This window comes from Duncaniella sp. (assembly GCF_029054785.1).
Lineage (GTDB): Bacteria > Bacteroidota > Bacteroidia > Bacteroidales > Muribaculaceae > Duncaniella.
This window is the reverse complement of record NZ_JAIDEN010000014.1, coordinates 1-21337: the sequence shown is the minus strand read 5'-3', so window position 1 is coordinate 21337 and position 21337 is coordinate 1. Positions and strand designations below refer to the sequence as shown.

Sequence of the window (21337 nt, the reverse complement as noted above, 5' to 3'; positions counted from 1 at the left end):
TGTGCAAAAAGTACAAGGTCGCAAAGCTGTGGGTATTCGGCTCCATCCTCACCCCCCGATTCAACGACCGCAGCGACGTAGACTTTCTTGTAGACTTCGACGAAGAGCAGATCGAATTGCTCGACTACGCTGACAACTTTTTTGACTTCATTCACGCAATTGAAGAAGTCATCGGACGAAAAGTCGACATGATTGTCAACAAATCAATCCGCAACCGCTTCTTCCGGCAGGAAGTCGACCAGACACGCAAACTTATATGGAGCCTAAAATAAAAACCTCTCTGGAAGATATCCTCTGCGCAATCGAGGAAATCGAATCCTTTTTTGAAAGTCGGCCGCTACGTTTTGACGTATATCTGGCAGACTTGTGTTTGCGGCGCGCGGTTGAACGCAACATCACCATTATCGGCGAAGCAATGAACAGGATACTGAAAACCGATCCGGAAATCAGCATTACCTCAGCAAGAAAAATCGTAGATACCCGCAACTACGTAATCCACGGGTACGACAGCGTCACCGACGACATCATGTGGGGCATTGTTGTCCGCCACCTTCCCCTCCTCAAATCCGAAGTCACCGACCTGATCGCAACCACCGACTAATCCAGCCGATCTCTCCCCTCCTCTGTTTTATCACCCCCCCGCAAAACATCAGACCCACCTTCGAGCCCAAGGGGTTAAGATCACAAACCACGGCCCAACATCAGACAGACCGCATCAGCGGTCAGAGGAATCCAAACAACCGCAAAGGCACCGAGCAGGCAGACCGCATCAGCGATCAGAGGAATCCAAGCCACTGCAAAAGCGCCGGGCAGGCTGGCCGCGTCAGCGGTCGGAAGATTCCAGACCACTGCAAGGGCGCCGTAGGTGTCCGCAGCTGTGGTAACCCACAACCCCACCACCCACACAAAAAAGCGCCGTAGGTGCGAAACTCATCGGCAAAACATTGGCCGCCATCACCATCCCTAACCATAAAAGGAAATCTCACACCATCAGCCGCCGGTAATGCTCAAGGTCCTCATCGGTGAAACAGCAGACAGTCACCTCACCACCGTAGTCGGTCGACAGCCGGTTCATGATCGTCTCATAAGCAATCCGCGCCGCCTCTGCCTTTGGAAACATGTAGACCCCGGTGCTGATACAAGGGAAAGCAACCGAACCAAGACCGTTGGCGATCGCAAGATCTATCGCCGTGTCATAACACGACTTCAAAAGCCTCTCAGGCCTATCGGTCAGCTTCTGAGCGGCCCAGGGACGCAGATCAGGCCCGACTGTGTGGATCACCTTCCGGCACGGCAGTTCATAGCCATCAGTCATGACACTCCTGCCCGTGTCACACCATCCGATCTCCCCGCACTCCAGAGCGAGCTTCGGTCCGGCAGCCGTATGAATCGCCCCGCACACACCGCTTCCGGCCCTCAGCTGATTGTTAGCCGCATTGACAACCGCATCAACCCTCTGCCCCGCAATCGACCCCTTGACCAGATGAAACCTCTCCGCAGCATCCTTATATATTTCCATATTATTTTTCTTATCACAGATCAAGGCCAAAATCTCTTCAACCGATCCTTTATATAAATCTCACTCATAAGACTATAACGGGAATCTGATTGCATATAACCTTTCAACCGTCCCACTTCGCTATCATTCAGCCGATTGCGCCCCTCCAAAATCATCTCTGACAGAATCTTAAAAATATCATCGTTGATCTTGTTGAGCCATTTTGCTCTTCTCGCATCAAGCAACTCGGTATCAAGCCGAAATTTCGTTATAGTCTTCAATCCTTTGGCTGAATCCGGAACCGCACGGACAACCTCCTTCTCAAAAGTGATATTTGCTCTGATTTCTTCATCGGAATCCGTGCACGGATCCAACGCGTCTGTCACAGGAATATCATCATGGGGTATCTTATCATTGCAATTCGTACATGCCATGTAAAGATTCTCCCACTCGTAGGCTTTTGACGAATCGACAGCGACCTCAATATAATGGTCTACCTCTTTAGGTTGATCCTTAAGAAGACCCTCACAGTAAAAACACTTGCAATGCGACATCGACATCAGTTGTTTTCTGATATCCTTGTGGGCATATTTCGGGCTGTCAGGCCGCAAACCCGGATTCGCAGCCCTCCGTGTATCATAATTCTTCTGCCATTCAACATGTTTCCGGTTGAGAATATCCGGTATGGCAAGACGGTCGATATGTCTCATAGCTCACAACCTCCTATTATTTTATAGAATTTGCGAGCCTGTCAAGCTCCTTGTCTATATCACTCATATACGAGAAATACTCCGGATTGATGCTGCTTAGTTTCGATTCAATATCTTCAACCTCATTATTCTTTCCGGCCTTGATAGCAGCCTTGCGCTCCTCCATCAGCTTGGTTATGTCATTATTGAAAGGCGAGACATTAAACACATCGCTCAGAAGAATCTCATCGACCGGCATATTGCTGTAAACATCCGTTTCATCGACAATTTCGCTATGTCCGGGCTGTGGCTTGCAAGTGTAAATCCTCACCCCCGGCAGAGACGAGAGCACAAACGGCGAGTGAGTGGTCAGGATGATCTGGAGATTCGGGAAAAGCGACCGGATGATCGGAAGTACTGATTTCTGCCATCGGGGATGGAGATGCGTCTCGATCTCGTCGATAAGCAGCAGCCCGCGGCTGTTGAGAATCTCGGCAGTAGGTATCTTAAGCAACACAGACAGCGAATACATCTTGCAGATGAGCAGCACGAGGTGCTCGATAAGGAAAATATTGCCGCTGCTGAGTTTTTCCAATGTTATCTCGTGACCGTTCTGTTCGATTATCGGCTGGAGATCGGTTCGACGGATATACTTGAAGGATCCGTTGTCAAGACAGCTGTTGATGGTCTGTTTGACAGTATTATATATAAATTCGCCCAACTCCTTTTCGGCAGGGACATCGCTGCTGCGGAGATAATCGATATGACAGAGAAACTTTGTCAGCTCCACATTGCTCTTCTTTCCGAGCATGACATTATGCAACACCTCTTCATGGACAATGTTACCTATACTGCTGACTGAAAACGAATCTGAAGGCATCCGTGAGGACCAGTAATCAACAATCCACGGCTGAATATCGTCCGATTTTTTATATGCACGTTTAAAATATCTTGCAATTCCAAGATAATCAGCTTCTTTTATATGGTTACCCTCAAACTTTGATGTGGAGAGGTCCTGAGATTTGCCATTGATCTCCACATTCATCTTTATAAAAAAGTCATCTTCGTCAGCCACTATGTTGCGTTCAAGCTGCTGACCGCTGAGAGCGGCACGTATGGCATCAATCACGATCGACTTACCTGCGCCGTTTACGCCGGTGATGATTGTGACAGGATGGCCGCCGGGATCTGAAGGATCATAAGCGAATTCCAATTTACCACTGTCAAACGGACCGATGTTTTTCAGTTCAAGACTCTTGATATACATACGCGATGCTTTTTATAATGGTTTTTAGTAAGAACCCGTCTCAACAAACTTCGTTCATGGCTCTTGGTAGCAAAAGTAATAAATAATCCTGAATATCAGAAAAAAGGAATTGTTCAAAATCGGCAATAACAACGAATAGCGTCAATTTTGCAAAATTGACGCTATTTGACGCTATTCGTTGTTTTTATCATGTCTGCCGGGCGGGATCTGACGCTGCCGGCGGCTGGACGCTTCCGGCGGTTGAATCCGGCGGCTGAAACCGGCGGGATCGGGATCAGAAGCAGCTGCTGCCGTCGAAGCAGTGGGTACAGAGCTGACACTTGGGCAGGCCGATGGCCTTGACAAGCGTTTCGATCGGGTTGAATTTCAGCGATGTCAGGCCGAAACGGTCGCGGATGATGGAGACCATCTTCTCATATTCCGGCGAACCGGTGGTGGCATATTTCTCCAGATTGGCATCAGGATCGCCTTCAAGCTCCTGGATCACACGGCGGGTGATCAGCTCCAGGTCGCTCTTCGAGGCTGAGAAGCCCACGAAGGGACAGCTGTAAACCAGCGGAGGACAGGCAATGCGGATATGCACCTCCTTAGCGCCGTAGTCGTAGAGGATCTTGACATTGTCGCGCAGCTGGGTGCCGCGGACAATCGAGTCGTCACAGAGCAGCACGCGCTTTCCCTGGAGCATCTCCCGGTTGGGGATGAGTTTCATCTTGGCCACGAGGTTGCGCAGTTCCTGGCGGCTCGGAGTGAAGCTTCGGGGCCAGGTGGGAGTGTATTTGGAGATAGCTCTCTTGTAGGGGACGCCCTTGCCGTCGGCATATCCGAGAGCCATTCCGACACCCGAATCGGGAATACCGCAGGCGCAGTCGACCTCCGACTCGTCGGTGAGACCCATCTCATAGCCCGACTTGTAGCGCATATCCTCCACGTTGCGGCCCTCGTAGCTCGAAGTGGGGAAACCGTAGTAGACCCAGAGGAAAGAGCAAACCTGCATCCTCTCGTTGGGCTTGCGCAGCTGCTCGATACCGTCGGCGCTCATGCGCACGATCTCGCCGGGACCGAGATAGCGGTCAATCTCGAAATCGAGGTTCGGGAAGCTGCTCGACTCGCTGGTGGCGGCATAGGCACCGTCCTTGCGGCCTATGACGATCGGAGTGCGGCCCCATTTGTCGCGGGCGGCGATGATCGACCCGTCGTCGGTCAGCAGGAGCATCGAGCAGGAGCCTTTGATCTTGTTGAACACGTTTTCGATACCTTCCTTGAAGGTCTTCCCCTGGATGATCAGCAGGGCGATCAGCTCGGTCTGGTTGGTGTTGCCCGAACTCAGTTCGCCGAAGTGCATGTTGCCTTCAAGCAACTCCTTCTCCAGTTCCTTGATGTTGGCGATCTTGGCAACGGTGACGATAGCGAATTTACCCAGATGCGAGTTGATCACTATCGGCTGGGGATCTGTGTCGCTGATGATCCCGATGCCGGAATTGCCTCGGAATTTCCCAAGATCCGATTCGAATTTGGTGCGGAAATACGTATTTTCCAGATTGTGAATTGATCGGCTGAACTGCCCGTCGGCAGCATCGAAAGTAGCCATACCGGCGCGACGGGTACCCAGATGGGAATTATAGTCCGTCCCGTAGAAAAGATCGGTCACGCAGCTTTGCTTGCCGACCGTTCCAAAAAAACCGCTCATGGTGTTACAGTAAAATTTGACTGTGTGATAATTATTCGGCTGCAAAGTTACGCAAAATTTCTCAGAGAAACGTTATCTTTGTCTCAATCAAAAATCACCACCGCAAGTCATGGCTGATCTCAAATTATACGACACCATCGACCTCGCTCCCGTGCGCCAATACATCATGACCCACGGCGAGCGCCGCCGCTTCCGCACCCGCAGGCATTTCTCTTCCATCGGTGAGCCTGCCAGACACATAGGCCTCGTCGTCTCCGGAGGCTTCGCCTTCTCCCGCCCCGACTTCAAGGGAAACCGCCAGATACTCACTATGGCTTTCGACGGTGAGCTTATCGGCGGCTACATCACTCCCGGACTCTCCGGACGAAGCGGCTATGACATCACAGCCCTCTGCGACTCCGAGGTCTTCGTCGTGAAACTTGACGACCTTATCGGCTATATGGACAGTCAGCTTCCCGGCTACCGCCTCCGCTTCACCCTCGCCGTAGCGATGGGATTCATGATGCGCGGCACCTCCTTCCGCTGCGACTCACCCGAAACACGCTACCGCGAACTGCTCCGGCGCATACCTGAGATCAACAGAAAAGTCTCGATGACCGCCATAGCCTCCTATCTCGGCATCACCCGCGAGACTTTCGCCCGCCTGCGCAACAAACTGAAAGGCGAAATAGGTGATTCTGACCAAAGCGACAGTCAAAATCAGAGTTTCAGACCTATTATTACCCCGGAAGTGTGATTTAAATCACACTTTTTTTATTTTACGCTTCCTATCTTTGCATAGCACATCTTTCTGTCTTACGCCCCACAAACCAATCAGATACCGCTATGCTCAAAAAACTGCTTCCGATCGCCCTTCTGCTGCTCTGCCGCCCATTGGGGGCCGAGGCAGCCAAGCCCGACGAGAACGTGGTGATAACCTCGGCCATCGAGGAATTCCGCTTCGTGCAGGGCAAAAACGGACCTGAGGTCAAACACAGCCGGAGTCTGGAATATCTGGCCACACGCCGGGCCGAACAGATCAAGCCCCACGCCTTCCACAGCAACATAATCACCCTCGACAAAGCGTCGGGAGGCAAGGCCCGTTACAGCAACGCCAACCCCCCGACCGTCTTCCACGACGACAGCAAGGTCTGCTGGCTCGACATCAGCCTCGACCGCAAAGACCGCAAGGCCAAGGTGCAGTTCAGGCGGACATTCACCGACGGCGCCCACTTCACGGGGATGTACCCGGCCGAGGAATATCCCGTGCGCTCGAAACAGATAATATTCCACATCCCGGCCTCGATGCCTGAGATCGGACTGGTCGACCGCAATTTCCCCGCCGAGGGAATCACCCGCAGCGAACAGACCTCACCTGACGGCAGCCGCACGATCACCTACACCGTCACCTCCCTGCCCGAAATCCCCGATGACAGGCAAAGTCCCCCGGCCCTGGCCTCCCTGGCCCACATCATGGTCAAAGGCTACTTCCCCGACTGCGACTCGCTCTACCGCTATCACCGCCCGATGCTCGACGTCGACACCACAGCCGCCGAACTCAACGCCACAGTAGCCTCGCTGACCGCCGGAGCCAAAGACCGCGACGAGATCATCAGCCGCCTCTACCGCCACGTCAGGCAGAACATCCGCTATGTGGCCTTTGAAGCAGGCGAGGCCGCCTACCGCCCCGACACTCCGGCTGAAGTCATGCGCAAGCGCTACGGCGACTGCAAAGGGATGTCGCTCCTGCTCTCCACCATGCTCAACCGAGCCGGAATCAAAGCCTACATAGCGGCAGTCGGCACCTCCGACATCCCCTTCCGCATAGCCGAGGCCCCGTCGCTCTCGGCTACCAACCACATGATCTGCATCGTCCCCGACGGCGATTCCATGCTCTTCCTCGACCCGACCCACCGCCAGATCTCCGCGCGCCACATCCCGGAATGGATCCGCGGCAAAGACGCCATGATGTTCACCCCTGACGGCTACCGGATGATCGACATCCCGGCAGTGTCACCCGTGGCCTCCGCCGATCTGCTGACCTGCCACTACCGCCTGACACCCGACGGTCTCAGCGGCATCGTCCGCCGGAAATGCACCGAAGATATGGCCGAAAACTTCATCAGCCGCTACGACGAAGTGCCCGGACAGCACCTCAACGAGCTTCTTGCCAAAGCCCTGATACCCTCGCAGCGGGCCGCAGTGCCTGCCGACAGCGTCAGATTCAGCCGCGACACCCCCGGCGAGATCATCCTGAGCGCCCCGATCCTCAACAGCGAGGCCATCACCGAGGCCGATGATGTCATCTACCTCGATCTCAACACCTCAGGCGACCCGCTATGCTCCCGAATCGACACCGACGAGCGCCGCAGCGACTATCTCTTCCCGATGACGGGTCAGATCGTCCGCCGCTCCACAGTCGTGCTTCCAGCAAACGCCGAAGCGGTGCTACCCGATCCATCCCGGACCGAACTTCCGAACGCCCGTTTCAGCTGCACCTACCGGCGCGACGGCGACACGGTCAGCATGGAAAAGATCCTCATTCTCGAATCGCGCCTGCTGCCCCTCGCCGACATCCCGGCCTGGAACAAAGCCCTGAGCCACTGGAACGACGCCTGCAACCGCCAGATTGAGATCCGAATGAAACAAACCGCCACAAAACCGAAACGCCAATGAAGAAATTAATTCTGAGCGCAGTCGCGCTGATCAGCGCCCTGCTCTCCTATGCCGACAGCAAGGAAGACTACCGCCGGTTCACCGACACGATCCGTGCGGAGGTCTATGCAATGGATCTCCCCGCCTTCAAGGTCAAGGAAATCCCAGAAAAATACCGGAAGGAATCGGCTGTCATCAAAGCCGTCCACGAGGATGTCGACGCCAAGAAAAAAACAGGCTTCGGACGCATGAGCGGCACCCTGCGCTTCTCGCGCAAGGCCCAGGTGCAGGGTTCACACCTGACCCGCATGCTCATCCACATCAAAGACAAGGCCGCGCTTGAGAAATATTCCGAATTCGATTTCGGCACCGATAAGAAGAAAAGATACTGGGACGGCTACGAAAAGAAACGCTTCGCGATGGGAGTCCGCCTGATCAAACCCGACGGCCGCACCGTCGACATCGACACCTCGGAGTTCATCGAGGTCGAGGAGGGCAAGAAAGGGGAGAAAAAGAGCCGCAAACTCGCCATTCCCGGCCTTGAGACCGGCGACGACATCGACGTTTTCTTCTACACCGAATCACGGCTCCAGAACGTCCACCCCGATCCGATGGTCTTCACTCTGCGTGACGATGCCCCGATCATGAGCTACCGCATCCACTGCATTGTGGACGACAATCTCACCACACAATACCGCACCCTCAACGGCGCTCCCGATTTCACCGTCAGCCGCGACGAGGACAAGAACTATGTACTCGACCTCGAAATGACCGACATCCCCAAGGAACCGCGCCTGTGGTATGACTCCGACCAGCAGTCGCCCACGGTCAAAATCCACATCTTCAACCGCCGCAACAGCGACGACTTCACCCCCAAAAGCGCCCGCAAGGACGGACTTCACGCCAACCCCGCCGCCGACATCATCATCGAAGACCGCTGGGACGCCTGGGACTGGTGGCTTGACACCCATCCGATCGTCGGCTCTATGCCTCAGGAATATATCCGCGACGGCAAGAAGATCGGCAAAACCTTGCAGAAACTCCTGAAAGAGGGAAAAATCACGGCTCAGGAAGCCGCCGATTACACTTACAACGCACTCTGCTACATCTATATAGCCAAGCGCGGCAATTCCGACCACTCGACATTCGCCCGCCTGCTCAACAGCGATCTGCGCGCGTTCAAGATTCCGATCGAACCGGGCATCTCCACCTCCGACTTATACGAACCGCTCGACCGGCTCATCAACCTCAACCACACGCAGGGTTTCGCGAAAGTCAATGGCCAACAGCCGCGCTACTATTTCCCCCCTCTTGACGGCTTCATGGCGCCGTCTGAGCTTCCGGCCTCCTTGCAGGGTCGCAAGGCTCTGATGTGGCGCAAGTCAAAGGAACGCAAGAAAAAACCGATGACCGAGGCCGACTATCTGACCCTGCCGATGAGCACCGCCGCCGACAACCGCAACCTGACCACCGTCGATGCCACTATTGACGGCACCGCGCTCAAAATCCGGCGCGAGGAGTCATATCTGGGAGCTACCAAAAGCGTAGGCTTCAGAGTGCTCAGCGAAGAGGACCTCAACGAGGGCTACAAAAAATATCTCAACCGCTACGATCTGACGGTCGACATCAAGGAAAACAGCAAGGAGGCAGCCGACCGCCTCGAACGCTATGCCGACGGACGCAACGAGCAGAAAAACGATTTCAAGGAAGAAATCAAGTCATATCACGGTGCGGACGCTTCGGAATTCACCGGCGGACAGGTCACCTCAATCGGCATCGACCCGGAAAATCCGGAACTGAAATATAATATCGACTATACTATGGACAACCTTGTGAAGCGCGCGGGCAAAAACCTGATCCTCTCAGCCGGAAAACTCCTCGGCGGACAGGTCGAGGCTCTCCCCTCAGACCGCGAGCGGGCCGACGACATCTATCTGCGCACTCCGCGCGAGTATGTCACCCGCATCAGCCTGAAGCTGCCCGCCGGATACAGCGCCAACCCCGCCTCGCTCGCGGCTCTGGCCACTTCTGTCAGCAACGAGACCGGCAGCTTCACCGTCAGCGCTTCCTCGCCTGCGGCTGACCTCGTCGAGATCAAGGTCGCCAAGCGTTACAATGCGCCTCTCCTCTCTGCCTCCGCCTGGAGCGACCTGCTCAAGATCCTGGACGCCGCCAACGCATGGCAGGGATCCACTCTGATCCTCGACCGGAAATAGGTCCGCGGGGATCACAGGCTCCTCAGACGCGCCCTTGGCCGCCTCGGTCTCCCTGCGGAGACGGCGGTCAAGGGCGCGCTGACGTGCACGGCGCGAGCGCTCCATGGCCTTGTCGACTTCCGGACGCAGGATGGTGAAGATGAGCAGCGGGTCAAGACCGGCGGCTCTGGTAGGCTCGACGCCGGAATTCATGTAGGCCTCAAGTATGGCCAGAACACGGCGCATCATTGTCTGAGGGTCAGAGAGAAGGCTGACGGTCAGCGCGATGCGGCTCAGAAGCGATTCATAAAATTTGCGGGATACGGGGAGGGCGGCAGTGTCCGGCCCTGCGGTTTCGGTCTTTTTCATAGCAATGGGAAAACGGGGGAATGAGGGTTTTGACTTTGAAATATCGACGATCGACACTGCAAAGATAAGCCCCGGCTCCCCCCGTTTCAGTGCGATAATGCGGAGTGCGGAAAATTTTTCCGGGCTTACCGCCAATACACACGACGGGCCCGACTCAGTGAGTCAGGCCCGTCGGCATTGTTTTCGTCGGGGTGGCGGGATTCGAACTCGCGACCCCCTGCTCCCAAAGCAGGTGCGCTAACCGGACTGCGCTACGCCCCGAAACGACGGTGCAAAGTTATATCTTTTTTTTCAAATATGCAACAGCTTTGTTCTGTTTCGCACCGACATCACCTCCACATCCATGCCATCGGCCGCCGCATTACGCCCGGACAGAACCCTGCGGACCGATATTTTTAAAATTCCGGCGCGATACGGGGTCAAAAATCACGCTAAAAATTTCATTTATTGGAGAATATGTATTAATTTTGCACTTTGGAATGCGATAACGCGCTATGAATGCGCTTTTTAGCATCGACAAAGCACAGAATAAATCAAAAACGAATCACATAACAATGGCAAATAACAAGCCCAACAACGAACAGACCCACACCTCGATCGACGAGGTTAACGACACTCTCACCGGCCTCGGCGAAAAGGTGCAGAGCAACCCTAAAATCATCGTATGGTCGTGCATCGCAGTGGCCGCAATCGTGGCAATCGTGCTGATCTACGTCTACGCCATCCGTCAGCCCGGACAGAACGCCGCCAACAACGCCATCGGCCAGGCCGACATGGAACTCCTGATGGGCAACGACTCCATCGCCCTCGCCAAATATCAGCAGGTAGCCGCCGACCACGGCTATGCAGCCGGCAACCTCGCCAACCTCAACGCTGCCATCCTCCTCTACAAGCAGGGCAAATATGAGGAAGCACTCAACCACCTCAAAGACTATGACGCGACAGAGACCATCATCGGCGCCGCAGCCAAATCGCTCGAAGGTGACTGCTACGTGAACCTCAAGCAATATCCCCAGGCCATCGACTGCTACAAGAGCGCAGTGAAGATCTCGGACAACAACCCGCACTACACTCCCGCCTTCATGCTCAAGGAAGCCACCGTGCTCCGCGAACAGAAAGACTTCAAGGCTGAAGCAGCTGTCTACGAACAGCTCATCAAGGAATATCCCAACTACGGAGCCGAGATCGGCGTGGACATGCAGAAATATCTCGAACGCGCAAAAGACGCCGCTGCGAAATAACAAACGCACAGTCAGAGCGCATTCCAACCCACAAAGACAACATACAAACGCTTGCCCGGCCGACCGTCACAATCCGGTTCCGGGCAAGCGTTTTTTCAATACCTTCAAAATCATTACACATGAAACAAGTTTACCGCTATTTAACGGCGGGAGCGCTCATGGCCGTCGGCCTGCAATGTCTCCCGCTTTCGGCCAGTGGAGCCGTTTCAGATCCGGATGGAGCGGTTGAAAAGTGGAGCAACTCTTCAACATCGCCCAAAATCATTGACATAAACTTCTCAGACACCTCGTGGCCCGACACCTGGCCCAAGGACCCTGCCGACGTGCAGAAATGGACCGGAAAAGCCTGTCCGGAATGGGCGGACGACACTTATGTCAACGCAATCATCAGCGTGCCTGTCATAGGGACCGAAGGAGTGAGCTACCCCGTCCTGTTCCACAACTGCACCTTCGCCACCAAGGCATCCAACAGCGGATTCGCAGCCGCCACAGCCGCCTTCAGCCGCCAGTTCTACCACAATGATCCAGCACTTGGCAACGCATCCTACGGATTCAATAACTGGAAAAGCACCGGCCACACGGTGATGCTCGAAGACAACGTGGTCTACGAAAACGGCCGTCCGGTCAAGGGCGAGGCGGGCTTCGTGCAGATGTGTCGCGGAGCCTCACCTGACAAAAGCACTTCACTCCACGGATGGATGGAGATCGACCACATACCCTACGTGGAGCGCATCCAGTGGTCATGGTCGTCCACCTCATGGGGCCGAGGCATAAAGTGCGACATCAAGATCGGCGACGGAGAGTGGCAACCGCTCGTGTGGGCCGGATCCGAAAAGCAGAAACAGGGCTGGACGTTGTTTTCCGACCAGGGCTATTTCATGGAGAACGTCATTGACAGACATGACGTGTCGCTGCGCTGGCGCGTCTGGGACGGCGACGGCAAGGCAAATGCCGATGACCAGGTTCAGAAAGCGCCTTTCGACTGGCAGGCCATAGACCCTCTGGCCATGAAACAGGCACCGAGAGTCCACAAACTCCAGATCTTCGGCGACCGCATAAGCGCAGAGCAGGCCGATTACGCCAAAGCCAATCCGGTCGGAGATGTCGGCGAGCTCAGCGACCTCAGCAAGTTCGGATTCACCCAGGAGGGCAACACAAAACCCACTCCTGACGAAGAAGCCCCCGTCACCCTGCTCTATGTCAATCCCGACGGATCAGGCGACCACAGCACGATCCAGGCAGCCATCAACGCCGTGCCCGACGGATCGAGAGGCATCATCTACATCGCGCCGGGCATCTATGACGAAAACATCTATGCCGGCACCAAGGAGAAGCACAACAAATTCATCTCCCTGATCGGCGCAGACGCCGCAACGACAATCCTGACCTCGTCGGTCAGCCGCGGAGGCACAAGCAGCAACACCTACAATGACTGCGCAGCCCTCAACGTGTTCACCGAACGCTTCTATGCCGAAAACCTCACCATCCGCAACACCTCAGGCAACGTCGGACAGGCCGAAGCGCTCTACACCGCAGCTGACGCCCATCTGTTCAAAAACTGTATCCTCGAAGGCTTCCAGGACACATACAAAGCCAACACCGGCGCCCGCGGCTATTTCACAGGCTGCAAGATCAGCGGCTCCACGGACTTCATCTATGACGGAGGCCTGGAGTGGTTCGAAGGCTGTGACATCATCTGCCTCTACAACCCCAACGGAGGCTACATCACCGCTCCCGCAGAAGCCGGACTGACCCTCAACCGCACATTCTACCCCGAACTCTCGGCCCAGGCACTCCGCGCGGGCCTGTTCTTCAACGGCTGCAACATCATGGCCGGCGAAGGGACCGGCGCTTCGACCTACTATCTCGGACGCCCCTGGAAGGAAAATTCCGGAAGCATGTTCCTCAACTGCCGCCTTGGCTCTCACATCAAGGCCGAAGGCTGGAAAGACTGGAACGGTTCGGAAAACACAGCCTCGCTCTATGAATACAAGAACCTGAATGCCGACGGTACGCCTGCCGACGTGTCGCGCCGCGCCGCTTTCTCACACCAGGCCTCAGACGCAGAAGTGGCCGCCTACATCAGACCGGAATTCCTGTTCGAAAAAGCATCGGCAGTCCCCTTTGACTTCAAGGCCATCCTCAGCGGCACCGCCGAGCCATGCAACTTCACCGTCAGCCCCTCGTCATTCTCCTGGGACAGCGACGAATCAGCCGCCGGATATATCATCTACCGCAACGGCAGAATGGACAGCCTGAGCGAAGAAACGACCTACACGCTCCCCTCAGGAGCCGAAGCCTCGGAGTTCAGCGTGGCGGCCATCTCACGCCACGGTGTCACCACAAAGGCCGTCAGCGTCACTGAAGCCACACGCCTCATCGCCTTCCCGACAGCCGAAGGTTTCGGAAAATATGCCACAGGCGGACGCGGCGGCAAGGTGGTCAAAGTCACCTCGACTGCCGACGACGGCTCTGCCGGAACCCTCCGCTGGGCCTTCGAACAGCATAAGGACCAGCCCCTGACCATCGTCTTCGAAGTCAGCGGCGACATCGCCCTTGCCACCCCCCTGAACGTCAAAAGAGCCAACTGGACCCTGGCCGGACAGACCGCTCCCGGCGAGGGAATCGTCATCACCCGCAACAAGCTCAATGTCGGCGGCTCGCAGAACTTCATCATCCGCAACATGCGTTTCCGCATCGGCCAGAAAGACATGTCGGGCCAGATCATTGCCAACAACGCCCTCGGCGCCGAAAACTGCGCCAACTTCATCATCGACCACTGCTCGTTCGGATGGTCGACCGAGGAGAACATGAACACAGCCGACTCCCACTTCCTGACCGTGCAGTATTCCATGCTCCATGAAGGCCTCTACAACGCAGGCCATGTCAAGGACGAGCGCGGCTATGCCTGCCAGTGGGGCGGATCGCCTGCGACCTACCACCACAACCTCCTGGCCCACAACAACTCCCGCTCGCCCCGCTTCAACGGCGCCCGCGGCGAGGACCATGTGGTGTTCATGGAGTATGCCAACAACGTCAACTACAACTACGGCAAACGCGGAGGCTGCTACGGCGGCGAGAACACAGCCCCGGTAGCAAGCTACACCGGCATGAACTCCGCCCATGAGTGCAACTTCATGAACAACTACTACAAGCCCGGCCCCTGGTCCGACAAGAACCGCCTGGAATTCGTCAACTCAAGCTATGCCCGCAGCGGCGCAACTTCCTGGGGTCCGGCGAAATGGTATATCAACGGCAACATTGCCGAAGGATTCGCCTCGGCCAACGCCGACAACTGGACAGCGGTTGCAGTAGAGGGAAAATACACGCTCGCCGACATCCGCGCCAACGAACGGATTGTCACCGCAACTCCCTGGTATCAGCACTCCGCTCTCGGCCCGATCGGCAGATATATCCCGCAGAACTATATGCTCTATGACCTCCAGAGCGCCGAAGAGGCCTTCAGGACAGTCATAGAGAAAGCAGGCACCATCAACCGCGACAAGGTTGAACGCCGAGTGGCCGACGACGTGAAAAACGGCAAAGTGACATTCAGCGGAGCCTTCGCAGGCGCCGGAATGGGCATGATCGACACCGAAGCCGATGCCGAAGGCTTCTTCCCCTACCGCAGCGACTACACTGTCCCGACCGACACCGACGGCGACGGAATGCCCGACGACTGGGAAAAGGCCAACAACCTCGACCCGACCAAGCCCGACAACAATCTGGTGAACGCCGAGGGCTACACGGCGCTTGAAGTATGGCTCAACTCTCTGATGGGCGAGATTTCCGACAATGATTTCCGCGAAAGCTCGATCGGAGAGATCACCGTCGACAGCGAAATCGCCTACGACAGCACCAGCCGCAGCCTCCGTGTGGGCGAAACGAGCATCGGCGCCCTGCTTGAGGTCTACGGCGTGGACGGCCGCCGCATCGCCATGCAGACCATCGCCTCGACCGAGACAAGCCTCTGTCATCTGCCCGAAGGAATACTGCTGCTGCGCGTCCAGTCACGCACAACCGCCCCCGTCACCCTGAAAATCAAGCTCTGAGAAACGTCCTGACAGCGATACGGGCCATTGCTGATTGCCGGAGGATTTGCAACATCCACCGACCGGAGCCGATCTCAGCAGGCCTGCGACATCAGGCAATCACGACTCATACAGCACCCCACTGACCACCACAGCAGGAATGCCGGCAACGGCGTTCCTGCTGTCACTTTACAGAGCTGTCTGAAAAATCATCGTGTTTATTCGGATGGCGGGGGAGTTTTACCGCATTTTTTTTGTAAATTTGCAGCAATCAACAATCTCAACCATTCATTACAACAATCACTATGGCTACAACTTTAGTCAACACTGATTTCAACTTTCCGGGACAGACCGCTGTCTACCACGGCAAAGTACGCGACGTCTACACCATCAACGACGATCTGTTAGTAATGGTCGCAACCGACCGCATCTCGGCTTTCGACGTGATCCTCCCCAAGGGTATCCCCTACAAGGGCCAGGCTCTCAACCAGATCGCAGCTTCGTTTCTGGACGCAACGTCTGACATCGTGCCCAACTGGAAGATCGCAGTGCCCGACCCGATGGTGACCGTAGGCTACCGCTGCGAAGGCCTCCGTCTCGAAATGATCATCCGCGGCTATCTCGCAGGCAGCGCCTGGCGCGAATACAAGAACGGCATGCGCGAGCTCTGCGGCGTGAAACTCCCCGAAGGCATGGTCGAAAACCAGCGCTTCCCGGAACCGATCATCACCCCGACCACCAAGGCCGACGCAGGCCATGACGAAAATATCTCACGCGAAGAGGCCATCGCCCAGGGCATCGTGACCGCCGAGCAGTTCGACACAATGGCCGCCTACACCCGCGCACTGTTCAAACGCGGCTCGGAAATGGCAGCCGAAAAGGGCCTGATCCTCGTCGACACCAAATATGAATTCGGTCTGCGCGACGGAAAAGTGATCCTCATCGACGAGATCCACACTCCCGACTCATCGCGCTATTTCTATGCCGAAGGCTATGAGGAACGTCTCGCAAAGGGCGAACCCCAGCGCCAGCTCTCGAAGGAATTCGTGCGCGAATGGCTGATGGACCACGGCTTCATGGGCAAGGCCGGTCAGCAGGTGCCTGAAATGACCGACGAGTTCTGCAACGAAGTCTCCGAACGCTACATCGAGCTTTACGAGCACATCACAGGCGAGAAATTCGCCCCCGCTCCCGAAGAGCACCTCGACGACCGCATCGCACGCAACGTGCTCGACTGCCTCAACACCCTGAATCCTTGAAAGTAGAACAGATCACACCCTACAATTCCGACTCCCGCCACAAGGCTGACCAGGTGCGCGAGATGTTCGACTCCATCGCCCCGGCTTATGACTTCATGAACCGGGCGATGACGTTTGGCATCGACCGTCTGTGGCGGCGCAAGGCCGTAGGGCTGCTGCGCCGCGAGCCTCACGGCGAGATTCTCGACATAGCAACCGGAACGGGCGATCTGGCCATCCTGATGGCCGGACGCCTCAGTCCGTGCCGGGTCACCGGTGTGGACCTCTCGGAGGGAATGGTCGAGATCGGGCGCCGGAAGGTCAGGGAGCGGGGTCTGGAAGAGTCCGTAAGCCTCGACATCGGCGACTGTCTGGCACTCCCGTTTGCCGACGGCTCGTTTGACTGCGTCACCTGCGCCTACGGAGTGCGCAATTTCCAGGACCTGAGCGCCGGTTACCGCGAGATGCTGCGCGTGTTGCGTCCCGGAGGCCGTATTGTGGTCCTCGAACTCTCCACACCCTCCTCGGCGCTGGTGAGACCGTTCTACAAGTTCTATACCCGCTGCGTGATCCCGACGGCAGGACGGATGATCTCAAAGGATGTCCGCGCTTACAGCTATCTGCCCGAATCCATAGCCGCAGTGCCCCAGCGCGAGCGCATGTGCGCCCTGATGGCCGAGGCCGGTTTCACCGCGACACGCTACATTGACATGACCTTCGGAACCTGCTGCATCTACACCGCGGTCAGGCCCACGGAACAAAATCAATAAATCTCCAACTACTAACCCCTCAAAAAACTACCGAAAATGGCAAACAACAATCCCAACGAAATAAAGATCGAACTCTCGCCCGAAGTGGCCAAAGGCATCTACTCGAACCTCGCCGTGATCTCTCACGGTGCCAATGAATTTTTCCTCGACTTCATCACAATGGCCCCCAACATGCCTCAGGCCAAGGTGCAGTCACGCGTGATCATGACTCCCGAAAACGCCAAGAACCTCCTGGGCGCGCTGATGGAAAACGTCAAGAAATACGAAGCCACATTCGGCGAAATCCGCCCGAAGCGTCCGGTCAACGGCGGCGGAAACCCCGGCGGCGGCGAGATCCCCAACCCCTTCATCATGGGCGGAAAGGCCTGAGAGGCATAGAAACACTGTTACATAACTGTCAGTCAAGATGATTGAAAACAATTTCACGATTTACAACACGCTGACCCGCACCAAGCAGCTCTTCAAGCCCCTGCATGAAGGGAAGGTCGGAATGTATGTCTGCGGTCCGACTGTCTACGGCGACGGCCATCTGGGCCACGCCCGTCCGGCAATCACCTTCGACGTGCTCTTCCGCTATCTGCGCCACTTAGGCTACAAGGTGCGCTACGTCCGCAACATCACCGACGTGGGCCATCTCGAACACGATGCCGACGACGGCGAGGACAAGATCGCCAAGAAGGCCCGGCTCGAACAGCTGGAGCCGATGGAAGTGGTGCAGCACTATCTGACCCGCTACCACAAGGCCATGGAGGCGCTCAACGTGCTTCCCCCCTCGATCGAGCCTCACGCGTCGGGCCACATCATCGAGCAGATCGAATACATCAAGAAGATCCTCGAAAGCGGCTATGCCTACATCTCGGACGGCTCTGTCTACTTCGACGTGCCCAAGTTCAACCGCGACCACCCCTACGGCAAGCTGTCGGGCCGCAACGTGGACGAACTTCTGAGCAACACCCGCGAACTGGACGGACAGGACCAGAAACACCATCCCGCCGACTTCGCCCTCTGGAAAAAAGCCGCGCCCGAACACATCATGCACTGGCCCTCGCCCTGGAGCGAAGGTTTCCCCGGCTGGCATCTCGAATGCTCGACGATGGGCGAGAAGTATCTCGGCGAGAGCTTCGACATCCACGGAGGCGGAATGGACCTCATGTTCCCCCACCACGAATGCGAGATCGCACAGTCTGTGGCCCACAACGGCCATGACACCGTCCGCTACTGGATGCACAACAACATGATCACCATCAACGGCAAGAAGATGGGCAAGTCGCTGGGCAATTTCATCACCCTCGACGAGTTCTTCAACGGCTCTCATCCGCTGCTCGAACAGCCCTACTCGCCGATGACCATACGCTTCTTCATCCTCCAGGCCCACTACCGCGGCACCGTCGACTTTTCCAACGAGGCTCTCAAAGCCTCTGAGAAAGCCCTCGGACGCATGCTTGAAGGATTCCGCCGCCTCCAGGAACTGACGCCGTCAGAGAGCTCGACAATCGACGTCAGCGACATCCGCCGCCGGTGTTACGAGGCTATGGACGACGACATGAACACTCCGATGGTCATCGCCGCCCTCTTCGATGCCCTGCGCCTGGTCAATCAGGTGAAGGACGGCCACGCTACGGCAACCCAGGCCGACATCGACGAACTGAAATCGGTGTTCGATACCTTCCTGGTGGACATTCTGGGCGTGCGCACCGAAATGGCAGGCGACTCCGCCGAGGCGCTCAAGCCTTTCGAGGGAGCAATGGAGCTTCTTCTCGAAGTCCGCGCAAAGGCCAAGAGCGCCAAGGACTGGGCGACTTCCGACCTCATCCGCGACCGCCTCGCGGCTCTCGGATTCACTGTCAAGGATACTAAAGACGGCGCTGAATGGACTCTCAGCTGATTGCCGGTTTCCTGAACCGGACCACCGAACTGTTGAACGGGTGGGGAGTGGGCGACAGCCTGCTCCACGCCTGTTCGACTTTAGTGACCGCGGCTTCGATCCTGGCCGTCGCATGGATCATATTCTATGTGCTGACCCGCTATGTGATTCCCGGCATAGACCGTCTGGTGCGCCACACGGACGCAAAGTGGGACGACGTTCTTTTCAATCCCCGCCTGCTGCGTGTGGTCGCCGAGCTGATCTGCGTGCTGCTCCTTCAGGCAACGCTGCCGGAGTCTCTGACTTTCTATGAGACACTCCACACGGTGACCGTCCTGACATTCAGGATTCTGGTGGTGTGTGTGATCGTCCATCTGGTCAACCGCTTCCTCCTGGCGCTCTACGAGCTGATCGAAAGCTCGTCGTCAGGACGGGCGTCGTCGCTCAAGGGAATCCGCCAGATGCTTCAGGTGATCTCCGTCTCGGTGGGTGTGATCATCATCATCTCGATCCTCGCCGACAAGAATCCGCTCACGGTCATGACCGGTCTCGGCGCTGCCGCCACGGTGCTCATGCTGGTCTTCAAGGACTCGATCATGGGTGTGGTGGCCGGTGTGCAGCTGACGCTCAACGACATGCTCCGTCCGGGCGACTGGATCACGGTGCCTGCGCGCAACATCAACGGCACTGTGCTCGAAGTGGGCCTCACCACGGTCAAGGTCCAGAATTTCGACATGACGATAGTGACCGTGCCGCCCTACTCTCTTGTCAGCGAATCGTTCCAAAACTGGCGCGGGATGACCGACTCGCGGGGCCGCCGCATCAGCCGGGCTGTCACCATCGACGTGGACAGCGTCGGGTTCTGCCCGCGGCAGACGGTAGAGCAACTGAGCCGTGAGGAATGGTGGGGCGATCTCGACCCGAAGGCCGAACACGTCAATCTGACTCTCTTCCGCCGCTATCTGGAGCACTATATCTCCCGTCTGCCGGAACTCAAGACCAATGAGGATATGCTCTATATGGTCCGCGAGCTTGCTCCGACGGCTCAGGGCCTGCCTCTGGAGATGTATTTCTTCACGTCGCTGACTTCCTGGAAGCCATACGAGCATTTCATGGCCGGAGTGACGGACCATGTGCTTGCCTCGGTCCACCGCTTCGGTCTGCGCATCTATCAGGCCCCCTCAGGACGCGATATCGCCATGCTTGCCTCCAATCCGAAATAAGAAGGCTTATATAAACGAAGAAGGCTGTCTCACGACAGCCTTTATTCGTTTAATAAACCAATCATTATCACATTTCTTGCAATGGAAAAAGTAATTTTGCTATGTACTTATCAAACACACGGCGGGCGGAATGGTTCACGGAGGATCATATTTTTTTGATGATTGCCTTTGAGAATGGTTTTGTTTCGCACCTACGGCGCTTTTTGGGGAAGGGAGGAGATTGCGTATCACCACAGCTGCGGACACCTACGGCGCCCTTGCAGTGGCCTGAAATCTCCGGACCGCTAACGCGGCCTGCCTGACACGCGTAGCATAGGAGAGCCTTCTGACGAAATAGAGCAATCGGATGCAACAAATCGGGATGTTAACCAGCCTCTACGAGGCAGGCATAGCGGGGCGGGGCTATGACCCCAGGCACCGCTTGCGGCCTCCGCTGTCGCTTCGTCGCTCGCTCACCCTGGGGTTTCTGAAATCCAGGCTCTCCGAGCCTTTGCGAATGCGGCCATGATGCATCCTCAAAGAAATGACAGATCACAGCGGAAAAATGAAACTAAACAGCACCCGCAGAACGGCGAAGAGTGCAACGGCTACGGACCGGCGAGGTCACCGTGCAGGCGGGCCGCGTTAGCGG

The 21337-nt window shown here is 56.4% G+C and carries 17 protein-coding genes and 1 tRNA gene; 12 read left to right on the top strand and 6 right to left on the bottom strand.

The window, feature by feature from the left end; genetic code table 11:
- A partial coding sequence (locus K2H17_RS00450; protein ID WP_300130096.1) for a nucleotidyltransferase domain-containing protein occupies positions 1–272 on the top strand: 272 nt, incomplete at its 5' end.
- The gene (locus K2H17_RS00445) at positions 257–601 is read left to right on the top strand and encodes a HepT-like ribonuclease domain-containing protein (RefSeq protein ID WP_300130095.1); all 345 of its coding nucleotides are present in this window, start codon (positions 257–259) and stop codon (positions 599–601) included. The genes K2H17_RS00450 and K2H17_RS00445, both read left to right, overlap by 16 nt.
- An 80-nt stretch (positions 602–681) precedes the next feature.
- Here the strand turns inward: K2H17_RS00445 and K2H17_RS00440 are convergent, their stop codons facing one another.
- The 5 genes from K2H17_RS00440 to K2H17_RS00420 form a co-directional block, all read right to left on the bottom strand.
- Entirely contained in the window at positions 682–897 is a 216-nt protein-coding gene (locus tag K2H17_RS00440; protein WP_300130094.1) for a hypothetical protein, read from the bottom strand.
- A gap of 85 nt (positions 898–982) precedes the next feature.
- Positions 983–1519, bottom strand: a complete 537-nt coding sequence (locus K2H17_RS00435; protein WP_300130093.1) for a macro domain-containing protein — start codon at positions 1517–1519, stop codon at positions 983–985.
- A 20-nt stretch (positions 1520–1539) separates the two neighbouring features.
- On the bottom strand, positions 1540–2208 hold the full coding sequence (locus K2H17_RS00430) for an HNH endonuclease (protein ID WP_300130091.1): 669 nt from the start codon (positions 2206–2208) through the stop codon (positions 1540–1542).
- Positions 2209–2224: 16 nt separating this feature from the next.
- Positions 2225–3454 carry an AAA family ATPase gene (locus tag K2H17_RS00425; RefSeq protein ID WP_300130090.1) on the bottom strand — a complete coding sequence of 410 codons (1230 nt, stop codon included), beginning with the start codon at positions 3452–3454 and terminating at the stop codon, positions 2225–2227.
- A 274-nt stretch (positions 3455–3728) separates the two neighbouring features.
- On the bottom strand, positions 3729–5141 hold the full coding sequence (locus K2H17_RS00420) for an amidophosphoribosyltransferase (RefSeq protein WP_300130088.1): 1413 nt from the start codon (positions 5139–5141) through the stop codon (positions 3729–3731).
- Positions 5142–5250: 109 nt separating this feature from the next.
- Here K2H17_RS00420 and K2H17_RS00415 point away from each other — a divergent pair, with 109 nt between their 5' ends.
- From K2H17_RS00415 to K2H17_RS00405, 3 genes are all read left to right on the top strand, one after another.
- Entirely contained in the window at positions 5251–5877 is a 627-nt protein-coding gene (locus K2H17_RS00415) for a hypothetical protein (protein ID WP_300130087.1), read from the top strand.
- An 89-nt stretch (positions 5878–5966) separates the two neighbouring features.
- A complete protein-coding gene (locus tag K2H17_RS00410) occupies positions 5967–7796 on the top strand; it encodes a transglutaminase-like domain-containing protein (protein ID WP_300130086.1) in 1830 nt (609 codons plus the stop codon).
- Entirely contained in the window at positions 7793–9991 is a 2199-nt protein-coding gene (locus tag K2H17_RS00405; protein WP_300130085.1) for a DUF3857 domain-containing protein, read from the top strand. The genes K2H17_RS00410 and K2H17_RS00405 overlap by 4 nt, the downstream gene beginning before the upstream one ends.
- A 534-nt stretch (positions 9992–10525) precedes the next feature.
- On the opposite strand, the gene K2H17_RS00400 is transcribed toward K2H17_RS00405, so the two are convergent.
- Positions 10526–10600 (bottom strand) — tRNA-Pro (locus tag K2H17_RS00400).
- A gap of 293 nt (positions 10601–10893) precedes the next feature.
- Here K2H17_RS00400 and K2H17_RS00395 point away from each other — a divergent pair.
- From K2H17_RS00395 to K2H17_RS00365, 7 genes are all read left to right on the top strand, one after another.
- A complete protein-coding gene (locus K2H17_RS00395; protein ID WP_300130084.1) occupies positions 10894–11580 on the top strand; it encodes a tetratricopeptide repeat protein in 687 nt (228 codons plus the stop codon).
- A gap of 119 nt (positions 11581–11699) precedes the next feature.
- On the top strand, positions 11700–15632 hold the full coding sequence (locus K2H17_RS00390) for a pectinesterase family protein (RefSeq protein WP_300130082.1): 3933 nt from the start codon (positions 11700–11702) through the stop codon (positions 15630–15632).
- A 284-nt stretch (positions 15633–15916) separates the two neighbouring features.
- Positions 15917–16870, top strand: coding sequence for a phosphoribosylaminoimidazolesuccinocarboxamide synthase (locus K2H17_RS00385; protein ID WP_300130081.1), 954 nt, complete (start codon positions 15917–15919; stop codon positions 16868–16870).
- Entirely contained in the window at positions 16867–17619 is a 753-nt protein-coding gene (ubiE, locus tag K2H17_RS00380; protein ID WP_300130080.1) for a bifunctional demethylmenaquinone methyltransferase/2-methoxy-6-polyprenyl-1,4-benzoquinol methylase UbiE, read from the top strand. The genes K2H17_RS00385 and ubiE overlap by 4 nt, the downstream gene beginning before the upstream one ends.
- A gap of 36 nt (positions 17620–17655) precedes the next feature.
- Entirely contained in the window at positions 17656–17988 is a 333-nt protein-coding gene (locus K2H17_RS00375; protein ID WP_300130078.1) for a DUF3467 domain-containing protein, read from the top strand.
- A 40-nt stretch (positions 17989–18028) separates the two neighbouring features.
- Complete coding sequence (gene cysS, locus K2H17_RS00370; RefSeq protein ID WP_300130098.1) at positions 18029–19504, top strand: cysteine--tRNA ligase; 1476 nt, start codon at positions 18029–18031, stop codon at positions 19502–19504.
- A complete protein-coding gene (locus tag K2H17_RS00365; RefSeq protein WP_300130076.1) occupies positions 19489–20706 on the top strand; it encodes a mechanosensitive ion channel domain-containing protein in 1218 nt (405 codons plus the stop codon). Before cysS ends, K2H17_RS00365 begins: the two co-directional genes overlap by 16 nt.
- Positions 20707–21337: the final 631 nt, after the last annotated feature.

Excerpts from the sequence above, each read along its gene's own strand:
- K2H17_RS00420 (WP_300130088.1), bottom strand. The coding sequence starts at position 5,141 with ATGAGCGGTTTTTTTGGAACGGTCGGCAAGCAAAGCTGCGTGACCGAT.
- K2H17_RS00445 (WP_300130095.1), top strand. The coding sequence starts at position 257 with ATGGAGCCTAAAATAAAAACCTCTCTGGAAGATATCCTCTGCGCAATC.
- K2H17_RS00405 (WP_300130085.1), top strand. The coding sequence starts at position 7,793 with ATGAAGAAATTAATTCTGAGCGCAGTCGCGCTGATCAGCGCCCTGCTC.
- K2H17_RS00430 (WP_300130091.1), bottom strand. The coding sequence starts at position 2,208 with ATGAGACATATCGACCGTCTTGCCATACCGGATATTCTCAACCGGAAA.
- K2H17_RS00375 (WP_300130078.1), top strand. The coding sequence starts at position 17,656 with ATGGCAAACAACAATCCCAACGAAATAAAGATCGAACTCTCGCCCGAA.
- K2H17_RS00425 (WP_300130090.1), bottom strand. The coding sequence starts at position 3,454 with ATGTATATCAAGAGTCTTGAACTGAAAAACATCGGTCCGTTTGACAGT.
- K2H17_RS00435 (WP_300130093.1), bottom strand. The coding sequence starts at position 1,519 with ATGGAAATATATAAGGATGCTGCGGAGAGGTTTCATCTGGTCAAGGGG.
- K2H17_RS00365 (WP_300130076.1), top strand. The coding sequence starts at position 19,489 with ATGGACTCTCAGCTGATTGCCGGTTTCCTGAACCGGACCACCGAACTG.
- K2H17_RS00415 (WP_300130087.1), top strand. The coding sequence starts at position 5,251 with ATGGCTGATCTCAAATTATACGACACCATCGACCTCGCTCCCGTGCGC.
- K2H17_RS00410 (WP_300130086.1), top strand. The coding sequence starts at position 5,967 with ATGCTCAAAAAACTGCTTCCGATCGCCCTTCTGCTGCTCTGCCGCCCA.
- K2H17_RS00385 (WP_300130081.1), top strand. The coding sequence starts at position 15,917 with ATGGCTACAACTTTAGTCAACACTGATTTCAACTTTCCGGGACAGACC.
- K2H17_RS00395 (WP_300130084.1), top strand. The coding sequence starts at position 10,894 with ATGGCAAATAACAAGCCCAACAACGAACAGACCCACACCTCGATCGAC.
- K2H17_RS00390 (WP_300130082.1), top strand. The coding sequence starts at position 11,700 with ATGAAACAAGTTTACCGCTATTTAACGGCGGGAGCGCTCATGGCCGTC.